The sequence below is a fragment of the Chryseobacterium sp. RU33C genome (assembly GCF_900156015.1).
Taxonomy (GTDB): domain Bacteria; phylum Bacteroidota; class Bacteroidia; order Flavobacteriales; family Weeksellaceae; genus Chryseobacterium; species Chryseobacterium candidae.
Genome location: NZ_FTMT01000002.1, coordinates 218,228 through 237,289, shown reverse-complemented (window position 1 = coordinate 237,289; position 19,062 = coordinate 218,228). Strand labels below are relative to the sequence as shown.

Below are 19,062 nucleotides of genomic sequence, written 5' to 3'. Positions count from 1 at the left end.
AATGAACAAAATATTCTTGATACCCTTTACATTTGTTTCCTTCTTTTTATTTGCTCAAAGCAGCAATGTAGGATTCAATACAGCTACGCCGACTGCCACTCTTGATGTTGTTTCTAAAAGCAATACCAGTGCAACGAAAGCCTTGGAAATTAATAATTCTTCTGCTTCAGAACTTATGAAAGTAATCAATACAGGAAATGTTGGAATTAATATAGGAACTTCCATGCCCACAGCCTTATTAGATGTAAACTCTGCAGCAATACTTAATATCAGGCATGAAAATTTACCTAAGCTTTTATCACCGGCTTATACTCCTCCCTTCAATAAATTAGGAGTGGATGCCTCTGGAAATAATGTAATTATGCCAGTCACTGTTAAATATTTGTATTATCAGCAACGTTCCAACTATCCTGCCACGTATTCGCCTACTAACAACACAGGCGGATTTTCGCTATATGACCCCAATCAGTATATCAATATTCCCATTATTAATGATGCCGGACTAAAAGGGAATAGCGCAGGATTTACTTTTGGTACAGATACTTCAGCAACAGTGAATGGACAGTCGGTAAGTAATGTCAGATACATTGTAATTCCTGAGCCTGGCGTATATACTTTTGAAGCCTGGGGATCAATTCGTTGCAACAGATATAATAACACTCAAAATTATAGTTTTTCCGGACAGATGAATATAAATACCGTTTTTGCCACAGCATCCGGCAGTATTTATACTTCCAATACTGTTTCAAGAGGAATTATTAACGCCAACAGGGATAATTTTGGAAATACAGTAAATGTATCTTATGCATTTTCAAATGCTCAGATCTTAAAGCATACATTACAAACAACAGTACCTAATCAAAAAGTAGCACTTTTCTTTCAATATGTAAGCGGAGAACCCAATCAGTTAACCCACAATGAGTGTCTTCTCAATATACCAACCGGTGGTGACACAAGTTACTATATTATCATTACTAAATCGTAGTTTACAATACCAGGTTTAATAACAAATACTCTTTAAATACAAAAACCTGCAATAATGCAGGTTTTTGTATATTTTTATTTTGCTCCCGGAGGGCAGTGTTCTTTCAGGTATTTTGTAAACATTGTTGCCAGATGCAGTGATGTTCCTTCACCTTCATTAATAGCGTGGCTACGGTTAGGATAAGACATCAGCTGAAATTGTTTGTTGTATTTTACCAGTTCATTGATGTAAACTTCCGTATTTTGATAATGTACATTGTCATCACCTGTTCCATGAACCAGTAAAAGGTTTCCTTTTAAATTTTTAGCATAAGCCAGTGGAGAACCATTGACAAAGTCTTCTCTGTTTTCCTGTGGAAGCCCCATATAACGTTCCTGATAAATATTATCATAGAATAGCTGATTGGCAACGGGTGCAATAGCAATTCCTGTCTGGTAAATATCAGGATACTGCCCTAAAAGGTTGAGGGTAGAAGAACCTCCACCGCTCCAGCCCCATATGGCAACTCTTGAAGTGTCAATATAAGGCCATTTTGCAAATAAAGCTTTTGCTCCCATCGCCTGATCACGGATATTCATCTGACCTATTTTACGATAGACAGATTTTCTCCACTCACGTCCTCTCGGAGAAGGTGTTCCCCGATTTTCAAGAGAAACATATAAATAACCGTCTTCAGCCATATTTCCGGTATATAACCAATTCCAGCCGGTATAAAAATCATCTGTTACTGTTTGCAGAGCAGGCTCCCCATATACATAGAAAACGATTGGGTATTTTTTATTTGGATCAAAATTTTTAGGTTTTACTACCCATCCGTCTAAGGTAACTCCATCCTCTGTAGTCACCTGGAAAAATTCAGCTTTAGATTTTGCCGGATCTGCTTTTGCAGACCTCTTGGCAGCAACCAATTCTTTATGTTCCGGAAGTGATATCACTGCATCTGCGGAAAATGCATCGATACTGTTATTGGTAAACATGGCAATTTTTCCATTGGGTGATATCGTATAAGTATTAGAGCCTGTATAGGATTCAGGGGTTACTTTTTGGGCTTTTCCTCCTTTCATACTTACTTTGTACAGGTATTTCTGAGTGGCATTATTCGGGGAAGCTAAAAAGTAAATCTGGTTGTTTTTAACATCAAAGAATTCTGGCTTAATTACATCGTAAGCATCTTTTGTGATTAATGTCTCTTTACCGTTCATATCTATTTTATAAATATGTCTCCATCCGTCCTTCTCAGAAAGCCATAAAAATTCTTTACCATTATCAATCCAGTCCCAGCCTTTTGGATCGTTGTCATTCCATCGGGTTTTTATATCAATCCATGCCGCATCGGTTTCTGTGTGAATGACCTTACTGCTTCCGGAATTGGCATCTGCTACGATAATTTTACTTTGATTCTGCTTTCTGTTCAGTTGCTGCAGAATAATGGATTTAGAATCCAGCACCCATTCCATTCTTGGAATATAGTTTTGCTTTTCATCCCCTGCAATATCGGCTTTCTTTGAAGATTGGGAAGCAAGATCATAAAACCAGATACTGCATCCGGAAGGATTTTCTCCCACCTTTGGATATTCTACCGGAACGGTAAAAGAATATAGACTGTCTGTATTATTGATCATCAGGAAGTTTTTCGTACCACGTGCATCCAGCTTCCAGTAAGCAATTTTACTGCCGTCCGGCGACCATCTGAAACCATCCTGAGTTCCGAATTCCTCTTCATATACCCAGTCAAAAGTTCCATTGATCATTCCGTCTGTACCATCTGTAGTGATCTTAGTCTGCTGATTGCTGGCAAGATCTTCCACATAAATATTATGCTTAGATACATAAGCAACTTTTTTGCCATCCGGAGAATATTTTGCAAACATCAGTGAGGAAGCAGGTAATCCTTTTCCCAACTGGGTAAGCTTTTTGGTATTTTTGTCGAAAATCCAGTAATCTCCACGGGTATTATCTCTCCATACTTTCTTTGTATTGACAAAAAGCAATAAACTTTTATCATCAGGAGATACCTGAAAACTCTGTACCTGTAAGGCTTCAGAACTTCCGGCAGGAATCAGTTCACTACTGTTTAAAAGCGTCTGATCTTTTCCGGGATGCAATAGATCAACAATTTCCACCCCTTTTTTAGTAAATGAATAATAAGCGTTGCCATCTGGAGTCCATTGTGTCTTCTGTGCCGCGAATGGTGACAAGCATAGGAAATACAATGCAATAGCTGTCAGTTTTTTTATGTTCTTCATAAATAGTATTTGAATTAAGCTAAATGCTCAGCTCTGTAATTTTCAATGTCTTCAACTGATTTAATTAATCCGTTGCCCAAAAGTCTGTAATTGTCATCTGTAATCAGGAAATCATCTTCCACACGGATTCCTCCGAAATTCCTGTATTCATTTACTTTATCATAATTAATAAAGTCTGCATTCCTGTTTTCAGCCTGCCAGATGTCAATCAGCTCCGGAATCATATAGATACCAGGTTCAACCGTAACTACAAAACCGGATTCCAAAGCTTTCCCTAAACGTAAAGATTTCAATCCGAATGTTTTGGTATCTTTTGGCTCTTCCTCGGTATAGCCAATATATTGTTCTCCGAGGTCTTCCATATCATGCACATCAAGACCCATCATATGACCCAGTCCGCACTGAAAGAACAGCGTATGAGCATGGTTTTTTACAGCATCTTCAGGATTTCCTTTCATCAGTCCAAGATCAATAAGACCTTCTACCAGATGCTGTGCTGCTTTCAGATGAATATCTTTAAATCGTACTCCCGGTTTCAAAAGATTCTGAGCTTGATTAAAAGCATTCAGAACCACTTCGTACATATCTTTTTGCTTCGTTGTAAAAGTTTTGCCTACAGGAAATGTTCTGGTAAGATCACCTGCATATCCCATTGCTGTTTCTGCTCCGGAATCATTCAGGAAAAGATCCCCATCTTTCATTGTATTAAGACGATAATGATTATGCAGAATACCTCCGTTGATCGTCACAATAGGAGGATAAGACATCTGACATTCTTTATTAGCAGCAAGGTATTGGATGGCATTGGCAATTTCATATTCTTTCATCCCGGGTTGAGTGAGGCGCATTGCCAGCAAATGCATTTCATTGGATACATTTACGGCCTCTTCTATCTGTACAATTTCCTGAGGTTCTTTAATGGAACGCTGTTTTACAATTGCCCTGATCATTTCTACAGAAGGCTGTAATTCTCCTATTTTAATCCCAAGAAGATCTCCCAGTAAAATTTTATTGGAAGACTGATAAGGAGGAAGGTAATGAACTTTTCTGCCGGAAGTCTGTGCTTTTACTATATATCGGGCAAGTTCTGCATATGGCTGTGTTTCCTGTACACCGGATTTCAAACTTTTCTCTTTCAGTGTTTCCTGTCTGCCCATCCACACGATGTCATCAATACTCAGTTCATCTCCGAAAACGATGGTCTTATTTTCATCAATATCGATAATGGCTGCGATACGAGGTTCCTGGATTCCGAAATAGTATAAATAGGTACTGTCCTGACGAAAATAATAAGGATTATGTTCAAAGTTCACAGGATTTTCAATATTTCCCAGAAATAGTAAGATTCCGTTAGATACACTTTTCTTTAATATTTCCCGTCTGTCTTGGTAAGTTTGTGCTGAAAACATATATTATGAATACTTTTTATTTTAAAAATTTAAAGTTACGATTTTGTACTATTTATAACTCTTTATTCATTAAAAATTAAGATTCTGTAAAATTTGGATTTTAATATGATATTCAATGTTCATATTTTGTTTAACTTCAGCAATATTTTAACCTAACGAGTAGAGTGTTCCCATAAAGTATTGATATTATGAAGAGTCTCCAGTTTTCTGTTCCTGCCGATACTAACAAAAGTATCCGCATCCAGGAAGATATTATGCCTAATTTCTATCCTTATTTCCATCGTCATACAGAAACACAGATCATGTGGATTCTTAAAGGGCATGGAACATTGGCTATAGAGCAGAATCTTTTTAATTTTGAAGCAGGTGACATTTTCTATCTGGGCGCCAATCAATCCCATGTTTTCAGGGGTAATTTTGAAAAAGATGAAAAGCAGAAGGTTCATTCCATCTCTATTTTCTTTGATCCTCATAAGAAGATTTCCGCCTTTTTCGTCTTACCGGAATTTGAGGAACTTAAAAACTTCATCAGTCATTCAGAAACAGGTTTCCAGGTGGCTTCCAAACTCACAAAAAGCATTGGAGAAAATATTGCTGCATTACAAAAGACTAAAGGAGTAGATCAGATCATAGATTTTATCAGAATTCTAAATCATCTTATGCAAAACAGACATTTGCATATTCCGTTATCTTCAGAAAAGAATCTGCCTAATCATATTTCCGATACAGACCAAAGAATTATAGATGCCCAGAATTTTATTAAGAAAAATTTTGCACAGAATAAACTTACCCTCGACCTTATTGCGAAAGAAGCCTGTATGACTCCTCAGGCTTTTTGCCGCTCTTTTAAAAAACGTACCCGCATTACTTATATTGAATATCTCAATGAGCTTCGTGTACAAAGAGCCTGCAAACTTCTGACAGCCAGCAGCATGTACAGCATTTCTTCTGTTGCTTTCAATAGTGGATTCAATAGCCTTACCAATTTTAACAGGGTTTTCAAGTCCATTATGAAATATTCGCCTAAAGAATACCTGAAGCATTATAAAGAGGCTACAATAGAGCAATAAAAAGCGGCATGTTAAAATACGGTTAGAACATATTAAAATATTAACATTTACCGTTTTGAAATTCTGCTAGTTTTGGATAAATATTATTTGATATGAGTACAAAACTAAACTGGGAAGGTATTTATCCCGCTGTATTAACGCCTTTTACAAAAGAAGGTGAGATAGACTTTGAAATGTTTGCCATCAATACGGAAGCACAGATTAAAGCTGGCGTTCACGGAATTATCCTCGCTGGAACATTGGGAGAAGCCAGCGCTTTGGAAACGGAAGAAAAATTTGAACTGCTGAAATATGCGAAAAAGATAACACAAGGTAGAATTCCTGTCATTCTTAACCTTTCTGAAAATACAACCAAAAATGCAGTTAACTTTGCTCAGAAAGCCAAAGAATTTGGAGCAGACGGACTGATGCTTCTTCCTCCGATGCGCTATAAAGCAGACAGCCATGAAGTTGTTGAATATTTCAAAGCAGTTGCTTCTGCTACAGATCTTCCTATTCTTATCTATAACAATCCCGTAGATTATGGAATATATGTTACCCTTGAAATGTTTGAGGAACTTATTGAATATCCAACCATTCAGGCCGTTAAAGAATCGACAAGAGATCTGGCGAATGTAACCAGAATGATTAACCGCTTTGGAAAAAGAATCAAAATTCTAGGAGGGGTAGATACGATTTGTCTGGAAACCCTGATGCTTGGAGCAGACGGTCTTGTGGCAGGTCTTGTAGATGCTTTTCCTAACGAAACTATGGCCATGTACAACTATGTTAAAACAGGCGAATATGACAAAGCTGTAGCCATCTACAGATGGTTTATGCCGTTGCTGGAACTTGACATTCACCCTAAACTAATCCAGTATATTAAGCTGGCAGCAACAGCGGAAGGAATAAGCAGTCCTTATGTGAGAGCGCCACGTCTTGAACTTCATGGAAAAGAAGCGGAAAAGATTCAAAAAATTATTGAAGAAGGTATAGCTAAACGTCCGTTACTATTAACTCCGGAAAAACAATTATGATTGAAGAAGCATCAACACAAAATATTGACAGAAGAATTCAATTGGCTGTTGAAGCCTTTCAGTTCCTGAAGAATACCACCATCAATGAAAGGGCTGAATTTATGAATGCTGTTGCGGATCAGATTGAAGCTTTGGGGGATGAGCTTTTAACAGCCGCTCATTCCGAAACGTCATTACCATTAGCCAGACTTACCGGTGAAAAGGCCAGAACTGCGGGACAATGGAGAAGCTATGCAAAAGCAGTATCTGCCGGAATCTATACAGAAGCCAGAATTGATCTTTCTCAGCCTGAAAAGCAAAAAGGAGATCTCCGGAAATACAATGTAGGCATTGGACCTGTAGTCGTTTTCGGAGCCAGTAATTTTCCTTTTGCATTTTCTACAGCGGGTGGTGATACTGCGAGTGCAATTGGAGCAGGCTGTTCTGTCATTATAAAAGCACATCCGGCACATCCACAGACTTCACAGATAATGGCTGATGTTATAACTGCAACCGTTAAAGCTTTCGGATGGCCAGAAGGAATTTTTAGCCATATTACAGGGAAATCTTACGAGATTGGCGCTTATCTGACCCAGCATCCGGACATCCAGGCTGTTGCATTTACCGGCTCTTTCAATGGTGGAAAAGCTTTGTTTGATATTGCCAACCGCCGTGATAATCCTATTCCGGTATTTGCAGAAATGGGAAGTATTAATCCTGTATTTGCCCTGCAATACTTGCTTGAAACCAAAGCAGAAGTATTAGCGAAGGAATATATTGCTTCTTTAACGCTGGGAGTAGGGCAATTTTGTACCAATCCGGGAGTGTTTATTGCATTGAAAGGGAAACCACTTGACCGTTTTATCAGTACTTTAAAAGTGGAAATTCAAAATGTTGCTCCTGCCCATATGCTTCATAAAGGTATATTTGAAAGCTTCGAGAAAAATAAAAATACAGCGATAGCACAACCCAATGTTGAATTGATTGCATCAGCACATACTGAAACAGAAGGCTCATATGGAAATGCTTCAGTGATAACAACCAGTGCCAGTAATTTCATGAATAATCCGGTATTAAGTGAAGAAGTCTTTGGTCCGTTTGGTATTGTTGTAGCATGTGAAACTGACGAAGAGCTTAGGAAAATTGCTCAACAGTTAAAAGGACAATTAACGATTACTATTGCGGCTACCAATGAAGACGTGCGTGAGAATAGTAAACTGATCAATCTTCTTAAAGATAAGTGCGGAAGATTATTATTCAACGGAATGCCTACAGGAGTAGAGGTTGTGTATGGCATGCAGCATGGAGGACCGTTTCCTTCTACTACCGATTCCCGTTTTACCTCCGTAGGACCGGATGCCGTCAAACGCTTTGTTCGTCCAATTTCTTTCCAGAACTGGCCGGATGAATTTCTACCCGAAGAATTAAAAAACAGCAACCCATTACAAATCAGCAGAATGGTGGATGGAGTAATGAATTCAGAATCATTAAATATACAGACCACATGAACAGAACATTTTTTTGTATAGATTCACACACCTGTGGATGTCCTGTACGTCTTATTGCGGGAGGAGCACCCATTTTAAAAGGGAATTCCATGATGGAACGCAGGCTGCATTTCATGCAAGAATACGACTGGATTAGAAAAGGATTAATGTTTGAACCCCGCGGTCATGACATGATGAGCGGAAGTATTCTGTATCCTCCTGTAGATGAAAATAACGATATCGGGGTTTTATATATTGAAACCAGCGGATGTCTTCCCATGTGCGGACACGGAACCATCGGAACGGTTACCATTGCCATTGAAGAAGGTCTTGTTGTTCCCAAAATTCCTGGAAAATTACGACTGGAAACGCCTGCAGGGCTTATCCTCATAGATTATGTACAGGAAGGGAAAAAAGTTAAGTCTGTAAAACTGACCAATGTAAAATCTTTCCTATATGCTGAAAACCTTGAAGTTGAATGTCCGGATCTTGGAATTATAAGAGCCGATGTGGCTTATGGCGGGAACTTCTATGCTATTATAGATCCTCAGGAAAACTTCAGAGATATTTCTGATTTTACAGCCAGCCAGCTCATCCATTATGGAAAACTTATCAGGAAATTACTCAATGAAAAATATCAGTTCATCCATCCTGAAATAGAACATATTACCGGATTAAGTCATATTCAGTGGACAGGTAAACCTACTGATCCTAAAGCCAGCGGAAGAAATGCGGTATTGGTAGGTGAAAATGCCTTAGACCGTTCACCATGTGGTACAGGAACATCTGCAAGAATGGCTCAGTGGTATGCTAAGGGAAAACTGAAGGAAGGGGAAGAATTTATTCATGAAAGCTATATCGGTTCTCAGTTTATCGGGAGAATTGAAGAAGCCACAACTATTGATGGAAGAGCAGCGATTGTTCCGTCAGTAGAAGGCTGGGCAAGAATTACGGGGTACAATCATATTATCATTGATGATGAAGATCCTTATTGGCAGGGATTTCAGGTTATGTAAATAAATATATGACACAAAATAAAGGAAAAGCACTTATTATCGGTGCAGGAATAGCAGGATTAAGTTCAGCTTATTATCTTTTACAAAAAGGCTGGCAGGTGGAGATTCTGGAACAGAATGACCTTACTGACAACTGTTCTTATGGCAATGCAGGAATGATTGTACCCAGCCATTTTACACCATTGGCAGCTCCGGGAGTTGTTGCACAGGGAATACGATGGATGTTTGATAGTAAAAGTCCGTTTTATGTAAAGCCCTCACTCAATGCCAACCTGATATCCTGGGGATTGAAGTTTCTGAAACATTCCAACCAGAAACATGTTGATCATTCTGCGGCTGCCATCAGGGATCTTAACCTGGCAAGCAGCAGACTTTATAATGAGATTGCACAAAAAGATGAATTTGATTTTGAACTTCATCAGAATGGCATTTTGATGCTTTATAAAACAGAGAAAGTTGCACAGGAAGAGATAGAACTAGCCCACAAAGCAATTAAGATGGGATTACCCGTTGATATTCTGGATAAAAAGGGAATTCAGAAGCTAGAACCCAATACCCAATTGGATGTTATCGGAGGAGTCAATTATAGATGTGACGGGCATATGAATCCCATGAAACTGATGAAACAAATGATCTCTTATCTTAAAAATAATGGCGTAATTTTTCATCCCCTTCACAAAGTAACAGGTTTTGAAACTTTCGGAAACCATATTAAGGCTGTTATTGCCAATGATAAGCAGTTTACCGCAGACAGGTTTATCATGACGGGAGGTTCATTCTTACCTGAACTTGCTCAAAAAGCAGGTATTAAAATTCAATTAATGCCTGGGAAAGGATATTCATTCATGCACAAGCCAGAAAACCCACTCAATACCTTGGAACATGCTGCCTTATTACTTGAAGCGAGAGTTGCAGTTACCCCTATGAACGGGCAGATCCGCTTTGGCGGAACTATGGAACTGGCTTCACACCAGGATAAAATTAATATGAGAAGAGTAGAAGGAATCGTTAGGTCTATTCCTGGCTATTTGCCGGATTTCCGGGTTAAAATACCCAAAGAATCTGAAATCTGGTTTGGATACAGACCCTGTGCCCCGGACGGACTTCCTTACTTAGGACAATCTTCCAAATTGAACAATCTGATTATTGCGGGAGGCGGTGGAATGATGGGGTTAAGTCTCGGGCCTATTTTCGGGAAAACAGTTTCAGAGCTTGCCAATGACCAAAAGCCAACGGTTGAGATAAAGATATTCAACCCTGAAAGATTTAGTTAAAAAACATCACATAACACACAAAATTATTATTTATGAAAACACGAACTCTTGCAATGCATCCTATTATGAAGATTGCATTTTTTATCGGGTTCTTATTTTGCTATCCCTGTGAAAGCAAAAAATCAGAACCATTGGAGCCATCCCAAACAAATTCCAAAGCTGTATCTGAAAGCACTAAAAAATTAGAAATGTTTCTTACAAAACATCTTATTAATGATATAACTTTTAAAAACTAAGACTATATAGAGACAATCAAAACATTTTTAAGTCCAAAACAATTTGATTATTCAAATAATTTATTAACACACAAATCCAAAAAACCATGAAATTTAAATCATTATTAATTATGTCCCTATTTCCAATAATAGGTTTTGCTCAAGAAAACAGACCTCATGAGTGTAAAGCAGATGAAATGATGAAAAAACATTTTGAACTGCATCCTGAATCTAAGGCTGAATATGAAAAATTTGAAAAATACACTCAAGATTTCATAAAAAAAATGGGATCAAACAAAAATTCATTGAATAATAGGATCAGCAATCCAACCTACATCATCCCTGTGGTTTTTCATGTGTATGGAGAATCTCAAAGTAATGTAAAAGTAAATTACCAAAAAGTAGTTGACTTACTGGAACAAATCAACTTAAATTTCAATGGAATTAACACTGATTCAAACACTGTAGATCCTGACTTCCAATCTATCAGAGGAGCTTTAAGCATTGAATTTCGATTAGCTAAAATTGATCCAACCGGAAAAGCAACAAGTGGAGTAGTATTTCACCCTTTCAAAGGCGGATATGGCAACGGAGGCGGATATGATGCAGAAATTGGCACCGATGCTTGGGATAATACAAAGTATATGAATGTGTATATCCAAAATGACCTATATGCTAATAAGGATTTATATCAATCAGGAGTTGCCTGGTATCCGGATTCATACATGACTTCAGTAAATACAGCCAGAGTTGTTTATAATGGACGTTATATATTTAATGCTGCAGGAACAGTAGCTTCAAACGAATTTTCTGATACATTCACTCACGAATTTGGGCATTGGCTCAATCTTCAACACACGTTCAATGTTCTTTGTTCAACTTCAAATCCAGGTAATGATGGGGATGGAGTTGCAGACACTCCTGTAGAAAATATGTCTTCAGGATTAGGATGTACAGCGGGTAACAATTGTCTTGGACAAAAAGTAAATGTTGAAAACTATATGGGATACAATGGTTCTGCCGGTTGTTATAAAATGTTTACCAATGGACAGGTTAACAGAATGCTGGCAGCATTAAACCATCCTTCAAGAATAAATTTATGGAAGCCTGCCAACTTAGCAGCAACCGGAGTTGCTAATACGCCACCTAGGCTAACGCTTAGCAACAGTACATTTACAGAGAACTTAGACAATAGCGGTAGGGTGTCATTAGATGGAACAGTAGCCTCTGCTCCTACATCAACAATTACACTAAATTCAGCAACATTTGCCGTACCCAATGGAACAACTCTTACAGCAGGAACACATTTCACGTCTTCATTACCAGCAGGACTAACAGCAGCGATAGTAGTTACAAGCCCAACAACTGCTACACTTACCATAAATGGTGCTGCAACCAGTCATCCCAAAAGTCAGGTCCTGAATTCATCAATTACATTCCTGAATCCAGCTATAACAGGAGGCACAACTTCACTAGGGTCAACGACAGCTTTAGCATTAACTTTTTCTTATAAAGATCCTTATAAAATAGTTACAGGGACTCCTCTGGAAAGCTATGCCAACCCAATAGCAACAACCGTAACAACCAACTCCGGAGCTCCATGGAAATATTTTATCATTAACCCGGAGCTTAGTGATGATGCAGGATATGGCGCTTGGTACTATGGCGCAAATCAATTAAAATTGGAAACTTATTGGAAAGGATTAGTATGTGAAACAGGAACAAGAAATATCAGTTTAATTCCAGCCTGCACCACTATAACTAATGCAAATAATATAGGTTACCCAATTGGTACTCCCGGACAGCTTGACGTGTACACTCCTACATATACTACCTGGTCTGGTAAAACAGCCTATGTTGGTTTTAGAAACCAATTCGAAGGCTACAATATTAACGGCTATTTCAAACTGATTGTTGGGGCCAATGGTTCCGGTTATTCTGTAACTGAGTTTAGATATAATACACAACCATATGGCAGTATTACAACACCTTGTACACTATTATCCACTGCAGACGTTGATACAACAAACTCAGAAACATCTATCTATCCAAATCCGGTTTCTGATGTATTGAATATTAAAACAAAAGGAGAAATTAAATCAGTTACTGTTTATGATTTGTCAGGAAGAAAGATTAATGCTCCGGTTACTGGCCATAAAGTTGATCTTAAAAACTGCCAGAGCGGAACTTATTTAATTGATATTGAAACTTCTTTAGGGAAATCTTCCCAGAAATTCATTAAAAAATAGTTCAGTATTCATATGCAGTTGATTGGGCTTAATTTGTAAGCCCAATTTTTTATCCTGTTTATGAGCAATTCTTCATTTATTTACGTATTTTTATTCTGTAATTACATTTCAATGCAGTATAAAAACGACAGGATTATCATCCGTGAATTTACATCTGAAGAATTCCTTTATTCTCTACTCTTTTTGAAAATGAAAACGTTACCCGATATCTTCCTTACAAAACTCCTGAAGAGTATAAAGAAATGTTTGACAAAGCATTGGGCAGTTACAAGGAAAGCCCATTCAGCAGATGGGGAATATTTAATGCTCAGAATCAGGATTTTGTAGGAATGTGCCTGGCAAGAATCTTCCTAGACAACCCAGAACAGATAGAAATAGGATATACCTTAGGCAAAAATTACTGGGGTAAAGGATTCGGGACAGAAGTATGTAAAGCACTTGTTGACTATTGCTCTTCATTAAATCATAAGAAAGATATCGTTGCCGTAACCGATCTTGATAATGTCGGATCTCAGAAAGTACTGCTGAAAAGCGGTTTCGGCAGAATTGAAAACCTTGCGCGAGAAGACAGAGAACTGGCTTACTTTATATTGCAAAAAAAGTGAACTTACTGAGTACTTTTTTCCCCAGATTTCACAGATTTACACAAATGCTTGTGCATATTTTTAGACTAAAATAATCTCAGGCAATAAAAAATCAAAGATTTTTTTAAGCTTTAGTGAACTTCTCAGCAATTTATCTGTTACTTAAAATCAATTTAAGTGTTTTAAAATCTTTTGTGACTTTTGTGTTAAAATACAAACTCTTCAGCTATAAAAACATTTCATTTATACAATAATTTATCATAACTTGCAGAAATTATGATGTCGAAACGTTGCAAATATGCGCTTAAAGCAATGGTCAGATTAGCAAGGAATTATAACCAGGGCTTTCTGCCAACTTCCATTATTGCACAGGACGAAAACATTCCCAAGAAATTTCTGGAACAAATCCTTCTTGAACTTAAAAGAGCCAAACTTGTCAACAGCAAGCAGGGTAAAATAGGAGGGTATTATCTTTTAAAATCACCAGATGAGGTCTCATTAGCAGATATTTACCGTATTTTTGACGGACCCATTGCACTTACGCCTTGTGTATCTTTAAATTTTTACGAACCATGCGATGATTGTGTTGATGAAGCAATCTGCTATCTGAGAAAAGAATTAATCATCGTTCGTGAAAAAACCAGAAAAAGTATGATGGAAGCCACTCTGACAAAGTTTATCAATGAAAAATAAAATTTTTTACATTTAAATTCTACTATTTTGATAGGAGTTATAGAATTTTATATATATTTGCAAGACTTAAATCTCAATTCAAAATGGAAAACAGTCTGAAAAATGAATTCGAAAATCTTGTAAAAGAGGCTTCTGAAGCTTCTATTCAAACTAATGGGCTGCAAATACTGACTGAAAGATTCCCGGGAAAAGTGATCTTTTCAACCAGTTTCAGTTATGAAGATCAGGTCATCACTCATCTGATAAAAGATTTAAATATTGAAATCTTCACTTTGGATACAGGAAGACTCTTTGAGCAGACCTATGAAACCTGGACATCTACGAAGGATTTCTTTAAAAAGAACATCAAAGCCTATTATCCGGATACGGAAGAGCTCAGAAAATTTGTTACAGAAAATGGCCCTGATTCGTTCTACCAATCTGTAGAAAACAGGAAAGCATGCTGTACTATCCGAAAGGTTCACCCTTTAAAAAAAGCACTGGAAGGCTATAAAGTATGGATTACAGGTTTGAGATCCGAACATTCTCCCAACCGAAAGAACATGCCGCAGCTGGAATGGGATCCGGATAATAAGATCATAAAATTTCATCCCATTCTTCACTGGACCACAGAACAGGTGACAGCATACGTAAAAGATCATCACTTACCTTACAATCACCTCCATAAAAAGGGTTTTGTAAGCATAGGATGTGAACCCTGTACCAGAGCCATCAAAGAAGGGGAAGATTTCAGAGCCGGCCGCTGGTGGTGGGAAGATGCCAACAAAAAAGAATGCGGTCTGCATATTCATCAATAAAAAAAGAAAAAAATGTCAATACATCAGTTAAACTATTTAGATCAGCTGGAAGCCGAATCTATTTATATATTAAGAGAAGTTGCGGGTCAGTTTGAACGTCCTGCTTTACTATTCAGTGGAGGAAAAGACAGCATTGTACTGGCTCATCTGGCAAGAAAGGCTTTCTTCCACGGGAAAATCCCTTTTACATTTGTTCATGTAGACACCGGGCATAACTTTCAGGAGGTACTGGATTTTCGTGATCAGCTGGTAAAACAGTTAGATGTAGATCTGGTAGTCAGAAAAGTGGAAGACACCATAAAAAGTAAAAAACTGACTGAGGCTAAAGGTAAATTCCCAAGCAGAAACTGGCTGCAAACCTATACACTTCTTGATACGATTGAAGAATTTGAATTCGATGCCTGTATAGGAGGCGCCAGAAGAGATGAGGAAAAGGCAAGAGCTAAAGAAAGGATCTTCTCCGTTCGTGATGAATTCGGACAGTGGGATCCTAAACTTCAGCGTCCTGAGCTTTGGAATATTTTCAACGGAAAGATCCATAAAGGAGAAAATGTAAGAGTTTTCCCAATCAGCAACTGGACAGAGCTTGATATCTGGAACTATATCCGAAGAGAAAAAATTGCACTGCCTTCCATCTATTTTTCGCATGAAAGAGAAGTGATCGACTTTAACGGACAGTGGCTGGCCAATTCTTCCCACGTTGTGCTAGAACCAGAGGATATTATCACCACAAAGAAAATCCGTTACCGTACCGTAGGAGATATGACGTGCACTGCAGCTGTAGAATCCAATGCTGTAACAATAGATGCTGTTATCGAAGAAATTGTAGCCACCAGAATTTCAGAACGTGGGGAAACCAGAATTGATGACAGGGTAACAGAAGCCGCCATGGAAGACCGAAAAAAAGGAGGCTATTTTTAATCAATGATAAAAGATAATTGATTAATGACTACACAAAGCATTTTTATCAATTATCATTCATAATTTATCACTTATCATTTATAATTACAATCGGATGGATATATTAAGATTTATAACAGCAGGAAGCGTAGATGACGGTAAAAGTACCCTTATCGGCAGACTGCTTTACGATAGCAAAAGTATTTTGCAGGACCAGTTGGAAGTCCTTGAAAAACATTCCAAAAATAAAAATGAAGACGGAGTAGACCTCGCCCTTTTAACGGATGGTCTTCGTGCTGAAAGAGAACAGGGAATTACGATTGATGTTGCTTACCGCTATTTTTCAACCGCAAAAAGAAAATTTATCATTGCAGATGCTCCAGGACACGTGCAATATACCCGTAATATGATCACCGGAGCATCCAACTCTGATTTGATGGTTATTCTGATTGACGCAAGAAAAGGTGTGATTGAGCAGACCAGAAGACACTCTATCATCGCCTCTTTATTACAACTGAAAAAAGTAGCTGTAGCCATCAACAAAATGGATATGGTAGACTATTCCGAAGAAGTTTTTGAAAATATAAAATCAGAATATGCAAAAATTGCAGAAAATCTGGGATTAAATGAGGTAAGCTACTTCCCGATATCAGCATTGAAAGGAGACAATATTGTTTCAAAATCTTCCAGAACAGACTGGTATGAAGGAAATTCCCTTCTCGAATATCTTGAAGAAGTAAAGCTGCACGAAGAAAAAAATAACGGAAGCCGTTTCCAGGTTCAGTATGTAATTCGTCCTCAGACTGAAGAACTCCATGATTACAGAGGCTATGCCGGACAAATTTTAAGCGGAAAGTTCACAAAAGGAGACAAAATTCATATTCTTCCCGCAGATCTGACCACTGAAATCAGCAAAATTGAGATCAATGGGATTGAAAAAGAAGAAGCTTTTGAAGGTCAGCCTGCCGTTATCCATCTCGCTCATGATGTAGATGTCAGCCGCGGAGATATTTTTACTACGGAAGAACATTTTCCCGCTGTGGAAAAAGACCTTGAAATTCTTTTATGCTGGCTGGATCAGAAACCTCTGCAGCCGGGGAATAAATACCTTTTGCAGCAGAACAGCAGACTTGTAAAAGCAGTTGTAAAAGAGGTAGATTACAAGATCAATGTCAATACCCTTGTCCGGGAACAGGCCGATGGCGAAATTAAACTGAATGAAATTGTGAAAGTTACCCTCCGAACGGCACAGCCTTTGGTCTATGACAGTTTTACTAATAATAAAACAACAGGCTCTGCCATTTTGGTGGATGAAACGTCCAATTCAACGGTAGCAGCCTGTATAATTCAATAGAAAAAATGGCAATTTCCGATCAATTAATTCAAAGAATTCATCAGACCAAACAAAATAATATTCATGGATTCTTTGATAAAATAAAGACAAAAAAATGGGTAAAGGATTTGTATGAAACACTTTTCCTTCCTCAGAGTGACAATACTGAAGATCAGCTGAAAAAAAATTTTGAAGCCATTCAGAAAACACTTTATGATCTGATTAATATTGTAACAGGAGATAAAATCCTTACTGAAAAACAGGTCGGTAAGTTTTATGAAGTTTTGCCGGAACTGTATGATCAGTTGGTGCTGGATGCAAAATCTATTCTGGAATTTGATCCTGCCGCCGATTCTCTGGAAGAAGTATACCTGGCATATCCCGGCTTTTTTGCCACGTATGTCTACCGTATTTCGCATCAGCTCTGGATTCAGGAAGTGAAAATTTTACCACGGGTTATTTCAGAATATGCCCACAGTAAAACCGGAATTGATATACATCCGGGAGCCACCATTGGAAAGTCTTTTTTCATTGATCACGGAACAGGAATCGTGATCGGAGAAACAACGGTTATCGGAAACAATGTCAAAATCTATCAGGGCGTTACCCTAGGAGCATTGAATGTTTCCAAAGAAAAAGCCCATCAGAAAAGACATCCCAATATTGAAGATGATGTGATTATCTATTCGGGAGCTACCATTCTGGGAGGCGAAACCACCATAGGCAGAGAAAGTATCATAGGAGGAAATGTCTGGGTAACACAGGATGTTCCCGCCAATTCTCTGGTCTACCATAAAAGTGAAATAAAAATAAAGGATAATAGTTCTTTACCGGAATCTTTAACCTTTGTAATTTAAAAAATAAAAATAGATAGATATGAAGTTTCAGAATGCATTAGAAACGATCGGAAATACACCCGTCGTGAAAATTAATAAACTCTTCAGTTCAGATCATGAAATCTGGATCAAACTTGAAAAAAGCAATCCGGGCGGAAGCATTAAAGACAGAATTGGACTAGCAATGATTGAAGATGCAGAAGCCAAAGGATTATTAAATAAGGACAGCGTCATTATAGAACCTACAAGCGGAAATACGGGAATAGGTCTTGCTTTGGTAGCTGCTGTAAAAGGATACAAACTCATTCTTGTCATGCCGGAAAGCATGAGTATAGAACGCCGCAAAATCATGGAAGCTTACGGGGCAGAATTCGTGCTTACTCCAAGAGAAAAAGGGATGAAAGGTGCTATTGAAAAAGCCAATGAACTGGCTGAAGAAACCCCCAATTCATGGATTCCAAGACAGTTTGACAATCCTGCTAATGTAAAAGTACATGTAGAAACCACAGCTCAGGAAATTCTAAAAGACTTCCCGGACGGCTTGGATTATATCATTACCGGAGTAGGAACCGGAGGACATATCACCGGAATTGCAAAAGTGGTTAAAGAAAAATATCCAAACGTAAAAGTTTTCGCCGTAGAACCGGAATTATCACCTGTTTTAAGCGGAGGAAGCCCCGCGCCACATCCATTACAGGGATTGGGAGCAGGCTTTGTACCTTCTATCCTGGATATTACCCTTTTAGATGGAGTAATTACAGTAGGCAAAGAAGAAGCTTATGAATACGCGCTTAAGGCAGCTAAAAAAGAAGGCCTTTTTGTCGGAGTTTCTACTGGAGCCTCTTTAGCAGCCATCGCCAAACATTTACCGCAAATACCGCCTAACGCTAAAATCCTTACCATCAATTACGATACCGGAGAAAGATATCTGTCGGTAGAGGGACTCTTTTAAACCCTTAATTAACAACTACTT

General features: G+C 38.1%; 16 protein-coding genes. 14 read left to right on the top strand and 2 right to left on the bottom strand.

Annotation, left to right across the window (positions count from 1 at the left end):
• Position 1 precedes the first annotated feature (1 nt).
• On the top strand, positions 2 to 985 hold the full coding sequence (locus BW946_RS02910; protein WP_139325957.1) for a hypothetical protein: 984 nt from the start codon (positions 2 to 4) through the stop codon (positions 983 to 985).
• Between the two features lie 74 nt (positions 986 to 1,059).
• On the opposite strand, the gene BW946_RS02905 is transcribed toward BW946_RS02910, so the two are convergent.
• Positions 1,060 to 3,231 (bottom strand): S9 family peptidase, encoded by a 2,172-nt coding sequence (locus tag BW946_RS02905; protein ID WP_083688770.1) that lies wholly within the window; start codon positions 3,229 to 3,231, stop codon positions 1,060 to 1,062.
• Between the two features lie 14 nt (positions 3,232 to 3,245).
• Complete coding sequence (locus BW946_RS02900; RefSeq protein WP_076594734.1) at positions 3,246 to 4,640, bottom strand: aminopeptidase P family protein; 1,395 nt, start codon at positions 4,638 to 4,640, stop codon at positions 3,246 to 3,248.
• 188 nt (positions 4,641 to 4,828) lie between these two features.
• On the opposite strand from BW946_RS02900, the gene BW946_RS02895 reads away from it, so the two are divergent.
• The 13 genes from BW946_RS02895 to cysK all read left to right on the top strand — a co-directional run bounded on the left by BW946_RS02895 (position 4,829) and on the right by cysK (position 19,041).
• The gene (locus tag BW946_RS02895) at positions 4,829 to 5,710 is read left to right on the top strand and encodes an AraC family transcriptional regulator (RefSeq protein WP_076594733.1); all 882 of its coding nucleotides are present in this window, start codon (positions 4,829 to 4,831) and stop codon (positions 5,708 to 5,710) included.
• 92 nt (positions 5,711 to 5,802) lie between these two features.
• Complete coding sequence (locus BW946_RS02890) at positions 5,803 to 6,726, top strand: dihydrodipicolinate synthase family protein (protein WP_076594732.1); 924 nt, start codon at positions 5,803 to 5,805, stop codon at positions 6,724 to 6,726.
• Positions 6,723 to 8,213: an aldehyde dehydrogenase (NADP(+)) gene (locus BW946_RS02885; protein WP_076594731.1), complete on the top strand. Its 1,491-nt coding sequence runs from the start codon at positions 6,723 to 6,725 to the stop codon at positions 8,211 to 8,213. The genes BW946_RS02890 and BW946_RS02885 overlap by 4 nt, the downstream gene beginning before the upstream one ends.
• Positions 8,210 to 9,208: a 4-hydroxyproline epimerase gene (locus BW946_RS02880; protein WP_076594730.1), complete on the top strand. Its 999-nt coding sequence runs from the start codon at positions 8,210 to 8,212 to the stop codon at positions 9,206 to 9,208. Before BW946_RS02885 ends, BW946_RS02880 begins: the two co-directional genes overlap by 4 nt.
• A gap of 8 nt (positions 9,209 to 9,216) precedes the next feature.
• Complete coding sequence (locus BW946_RS02875; protein ID WP_076594729.1) at positions 9,217 to 10,482, top strand: NAD(P)/FAD-dependent oxidoreductase; 1,266 nt, start codon at positions 9,217 to 9,219, stop codon at positions 10,480 to 10,482.
• Between the two features lie 346 nt (positions 10,483 to 10,828).
• Positions 10,829 to 12,946: a zinc-dependent metalloprotease gene (locus BW946_RS02865; protein ID WP_076594727.1), complete on the top strand. Its 2,118-nt coding sequence runs from the start codon at positions 10,829 to 10,831 to the stop codon at positions 12,944 to 12,946.
• Between the two features lie 161 nt (positions 12,947 to 13,107).
• Entirely contained in the window at positions 13,108 to 13,551 is a 444-nt protein-coding gene (locus BW946_RS02860; protein WP_228402444.1) for a GNAT family N-acetyltransferase, read from the top strand.
• A gap of 255 nt (positions 13,552 to 13,806) precedes the next feature.
• On the top strand, positions 13,807 to 14,223 hold the full coding sequence (locus tag BW946_RS02855; protein WP_076594726.1) for an RrF2 family transcriptional regulator: 417 nt from the start codon (positions 13,807 to 13,809) through the stop codon (positions 14,221 to 14,223).
• An 83-nt stretch (positions 14,224 to 14,306) separates the two neighbouring features.
• Entirely contained in the window at positions 14,307 to 15,020 is a 714-nt protein-coding gene (locus BW946_RS02850) for a phosphoadenylyl-sulfate reductase (protein WP_076594725.1), read from the top strand.
• A gap of 12 nt (positions 15,021 to 15,032) precedes the next feature.
• Entirely contained in the window at positions 15,033 to 15,941 is a 909-nt protein-coding gene (gene cysD / locus BW946_RS02845) for a sulfate adenylyltransferase subunit CysD (RefSeq protein WP_076594724.1), read from the top strand.
• A gap of 94 nt (positions 15,942 to 16,035) precedes the next feature.
• Positions 16,036 to 17,274, top strand: a complete 1,239-nt coding sequence (locus BW946_RS02840) for a sulfate adenylyltransferase subunit 1 (protein ID WP_076594723.1) — start codon at positions 16,036 to 16,038, stop codon at positions 17,272 to 17,274.
• A 5-nt stretch (positions 17,275 to 17,279) separates the two neighbouring features.
• Entirely contained in the window at positions 17,280 to 18,110 is an 831-nt protein-coding gene (epsC, locus tag BW946_RS02835; protein WP_076594722.1) for a serine O-acetyltransferase EpsC, read from the top strand.
• Positions 18,111 to 18,129: 19 nt separating this feature from the next.
• Positions 18,130 to 19,041, top strand: coding sequence for a cysteine synthase A (cysK, locus tag BW946_RS02830; protein WP_076594721.1), 912 nt, complete (start codon positions 18,130 to 18,132; stop codon positions 19,039 to 19,041).
• Positions 19,042 to 19,062: the final 21 nt, after the last annotated feature.

What these genes read in the sequence shown, in the direction of transcription:
- BW946_RS02910 (WP_139325957.1), top strand. Translation starts at nt 2, where the DNA reads ATGAACAAAATATTCTTGATACCCTTTACATTTGTTTCCTTCTTTTTA.
- BW946_RS02905 (WP_083688770.1), bottom strand. Translation starts at nt 3,231, where the DNA reads ATGAAGAACATAAAAAAACTGACAGCTATTGCATTGTATTTCCTATGC.
- BW946_RS02900 (WP_076594734.1), bottom strand. Translation starts at nt 4,640, where the DNA reads ATGTTTTCAGCACAAACTTACCAAGACAGACGGGAAATATTAAAGAAA.
- BW946_RS02895 (WP_076594733.1), top strand. Translation starts at nt 4,829, where the DNA reads ATGAAGAGTCTCCAGTTTTCTGTTCCTGCCGATACTAACAAAAGTATC.
- BW946_RS02890 (WP_076594732.1), top strand. Translation starts at nt 5,803, where the DNA reads ATGAGTACAAAACTAAACTGGGAAGGTATTTATCCCGCTGTATTAACG.
- BW946_RS02885 (WP_076594731.1), top strand. Translation starts at nt 6,723, where the DNA reads ATGATTGAAGAAGCATCAACACAAAATATTGACAGAAGAATTCAATTG.
- BW946_RS02880 (WP_076594730.1), top strand. Translation starts at nt 8,210, where the DNA reads ATGAACAGAACATTTTTTTGTATAGATTCACACACCTGTGGATGTCCT.
- BW946_RS02875 (WP_076594729.1), top strand. Translation starts at nt 9,217, where the DNA reads ATGACACAAAATAAAGGAAAAGCACTTATTATCGGTGCAGGAATAGCA.
- BW946_RS02865 (WP_076594727.1), top strand. Translation starts at nt 10,829, where the DNA reads ATGTCCCTATTTCCAATAATAGGTTTTGCTCAAGAAAACAGACCTCAT.
- BW946_RS02855 (WP_076594726.1), top strand. Translation starts at nt 13,807, where the DNA reads ATGATGTCGAAACGTTGCAAATATGCGCTTAAAGCAATGGTCAGATTA.
- BW946_RS02850 (WP_076594725.1), top strand. Translation starts at nt 14,307, where the DNA reads ATGGAAAACAGTCTGAAAAATGAATTCGAAAATCTTGTAAAAGAGGCT.
- cysD (WP_076594724.1), top strand. Translation starts at nt 15,033, where the DNA reads ATGTCAATACATCAGTTAAACTATTTAGATCAGCTGGAAGCCGAATCT.
- BW946_RS02840 (WP_076594723.1), top strand. Translation starts at nt 16,036, where the DNA reads ATGGATATATTAAGATTTATAACAGCAGGAAGCGTAGATGACGGTAAA.
- epsC (WP_076594722.1), top strand. Translation starts at nt 17,280, where the DNA reads ATGGCAATTTCCGATCAATTAATTCAAAGAATTCATCAGACCAAACAA.
- cysK (WP_076594721.1), top strand. Translation starts at nt 18,130, where the DNA reads ATGAAGTTTCAGAATGCATTAGAAACGATCGGAAATACACCCGTCGTG.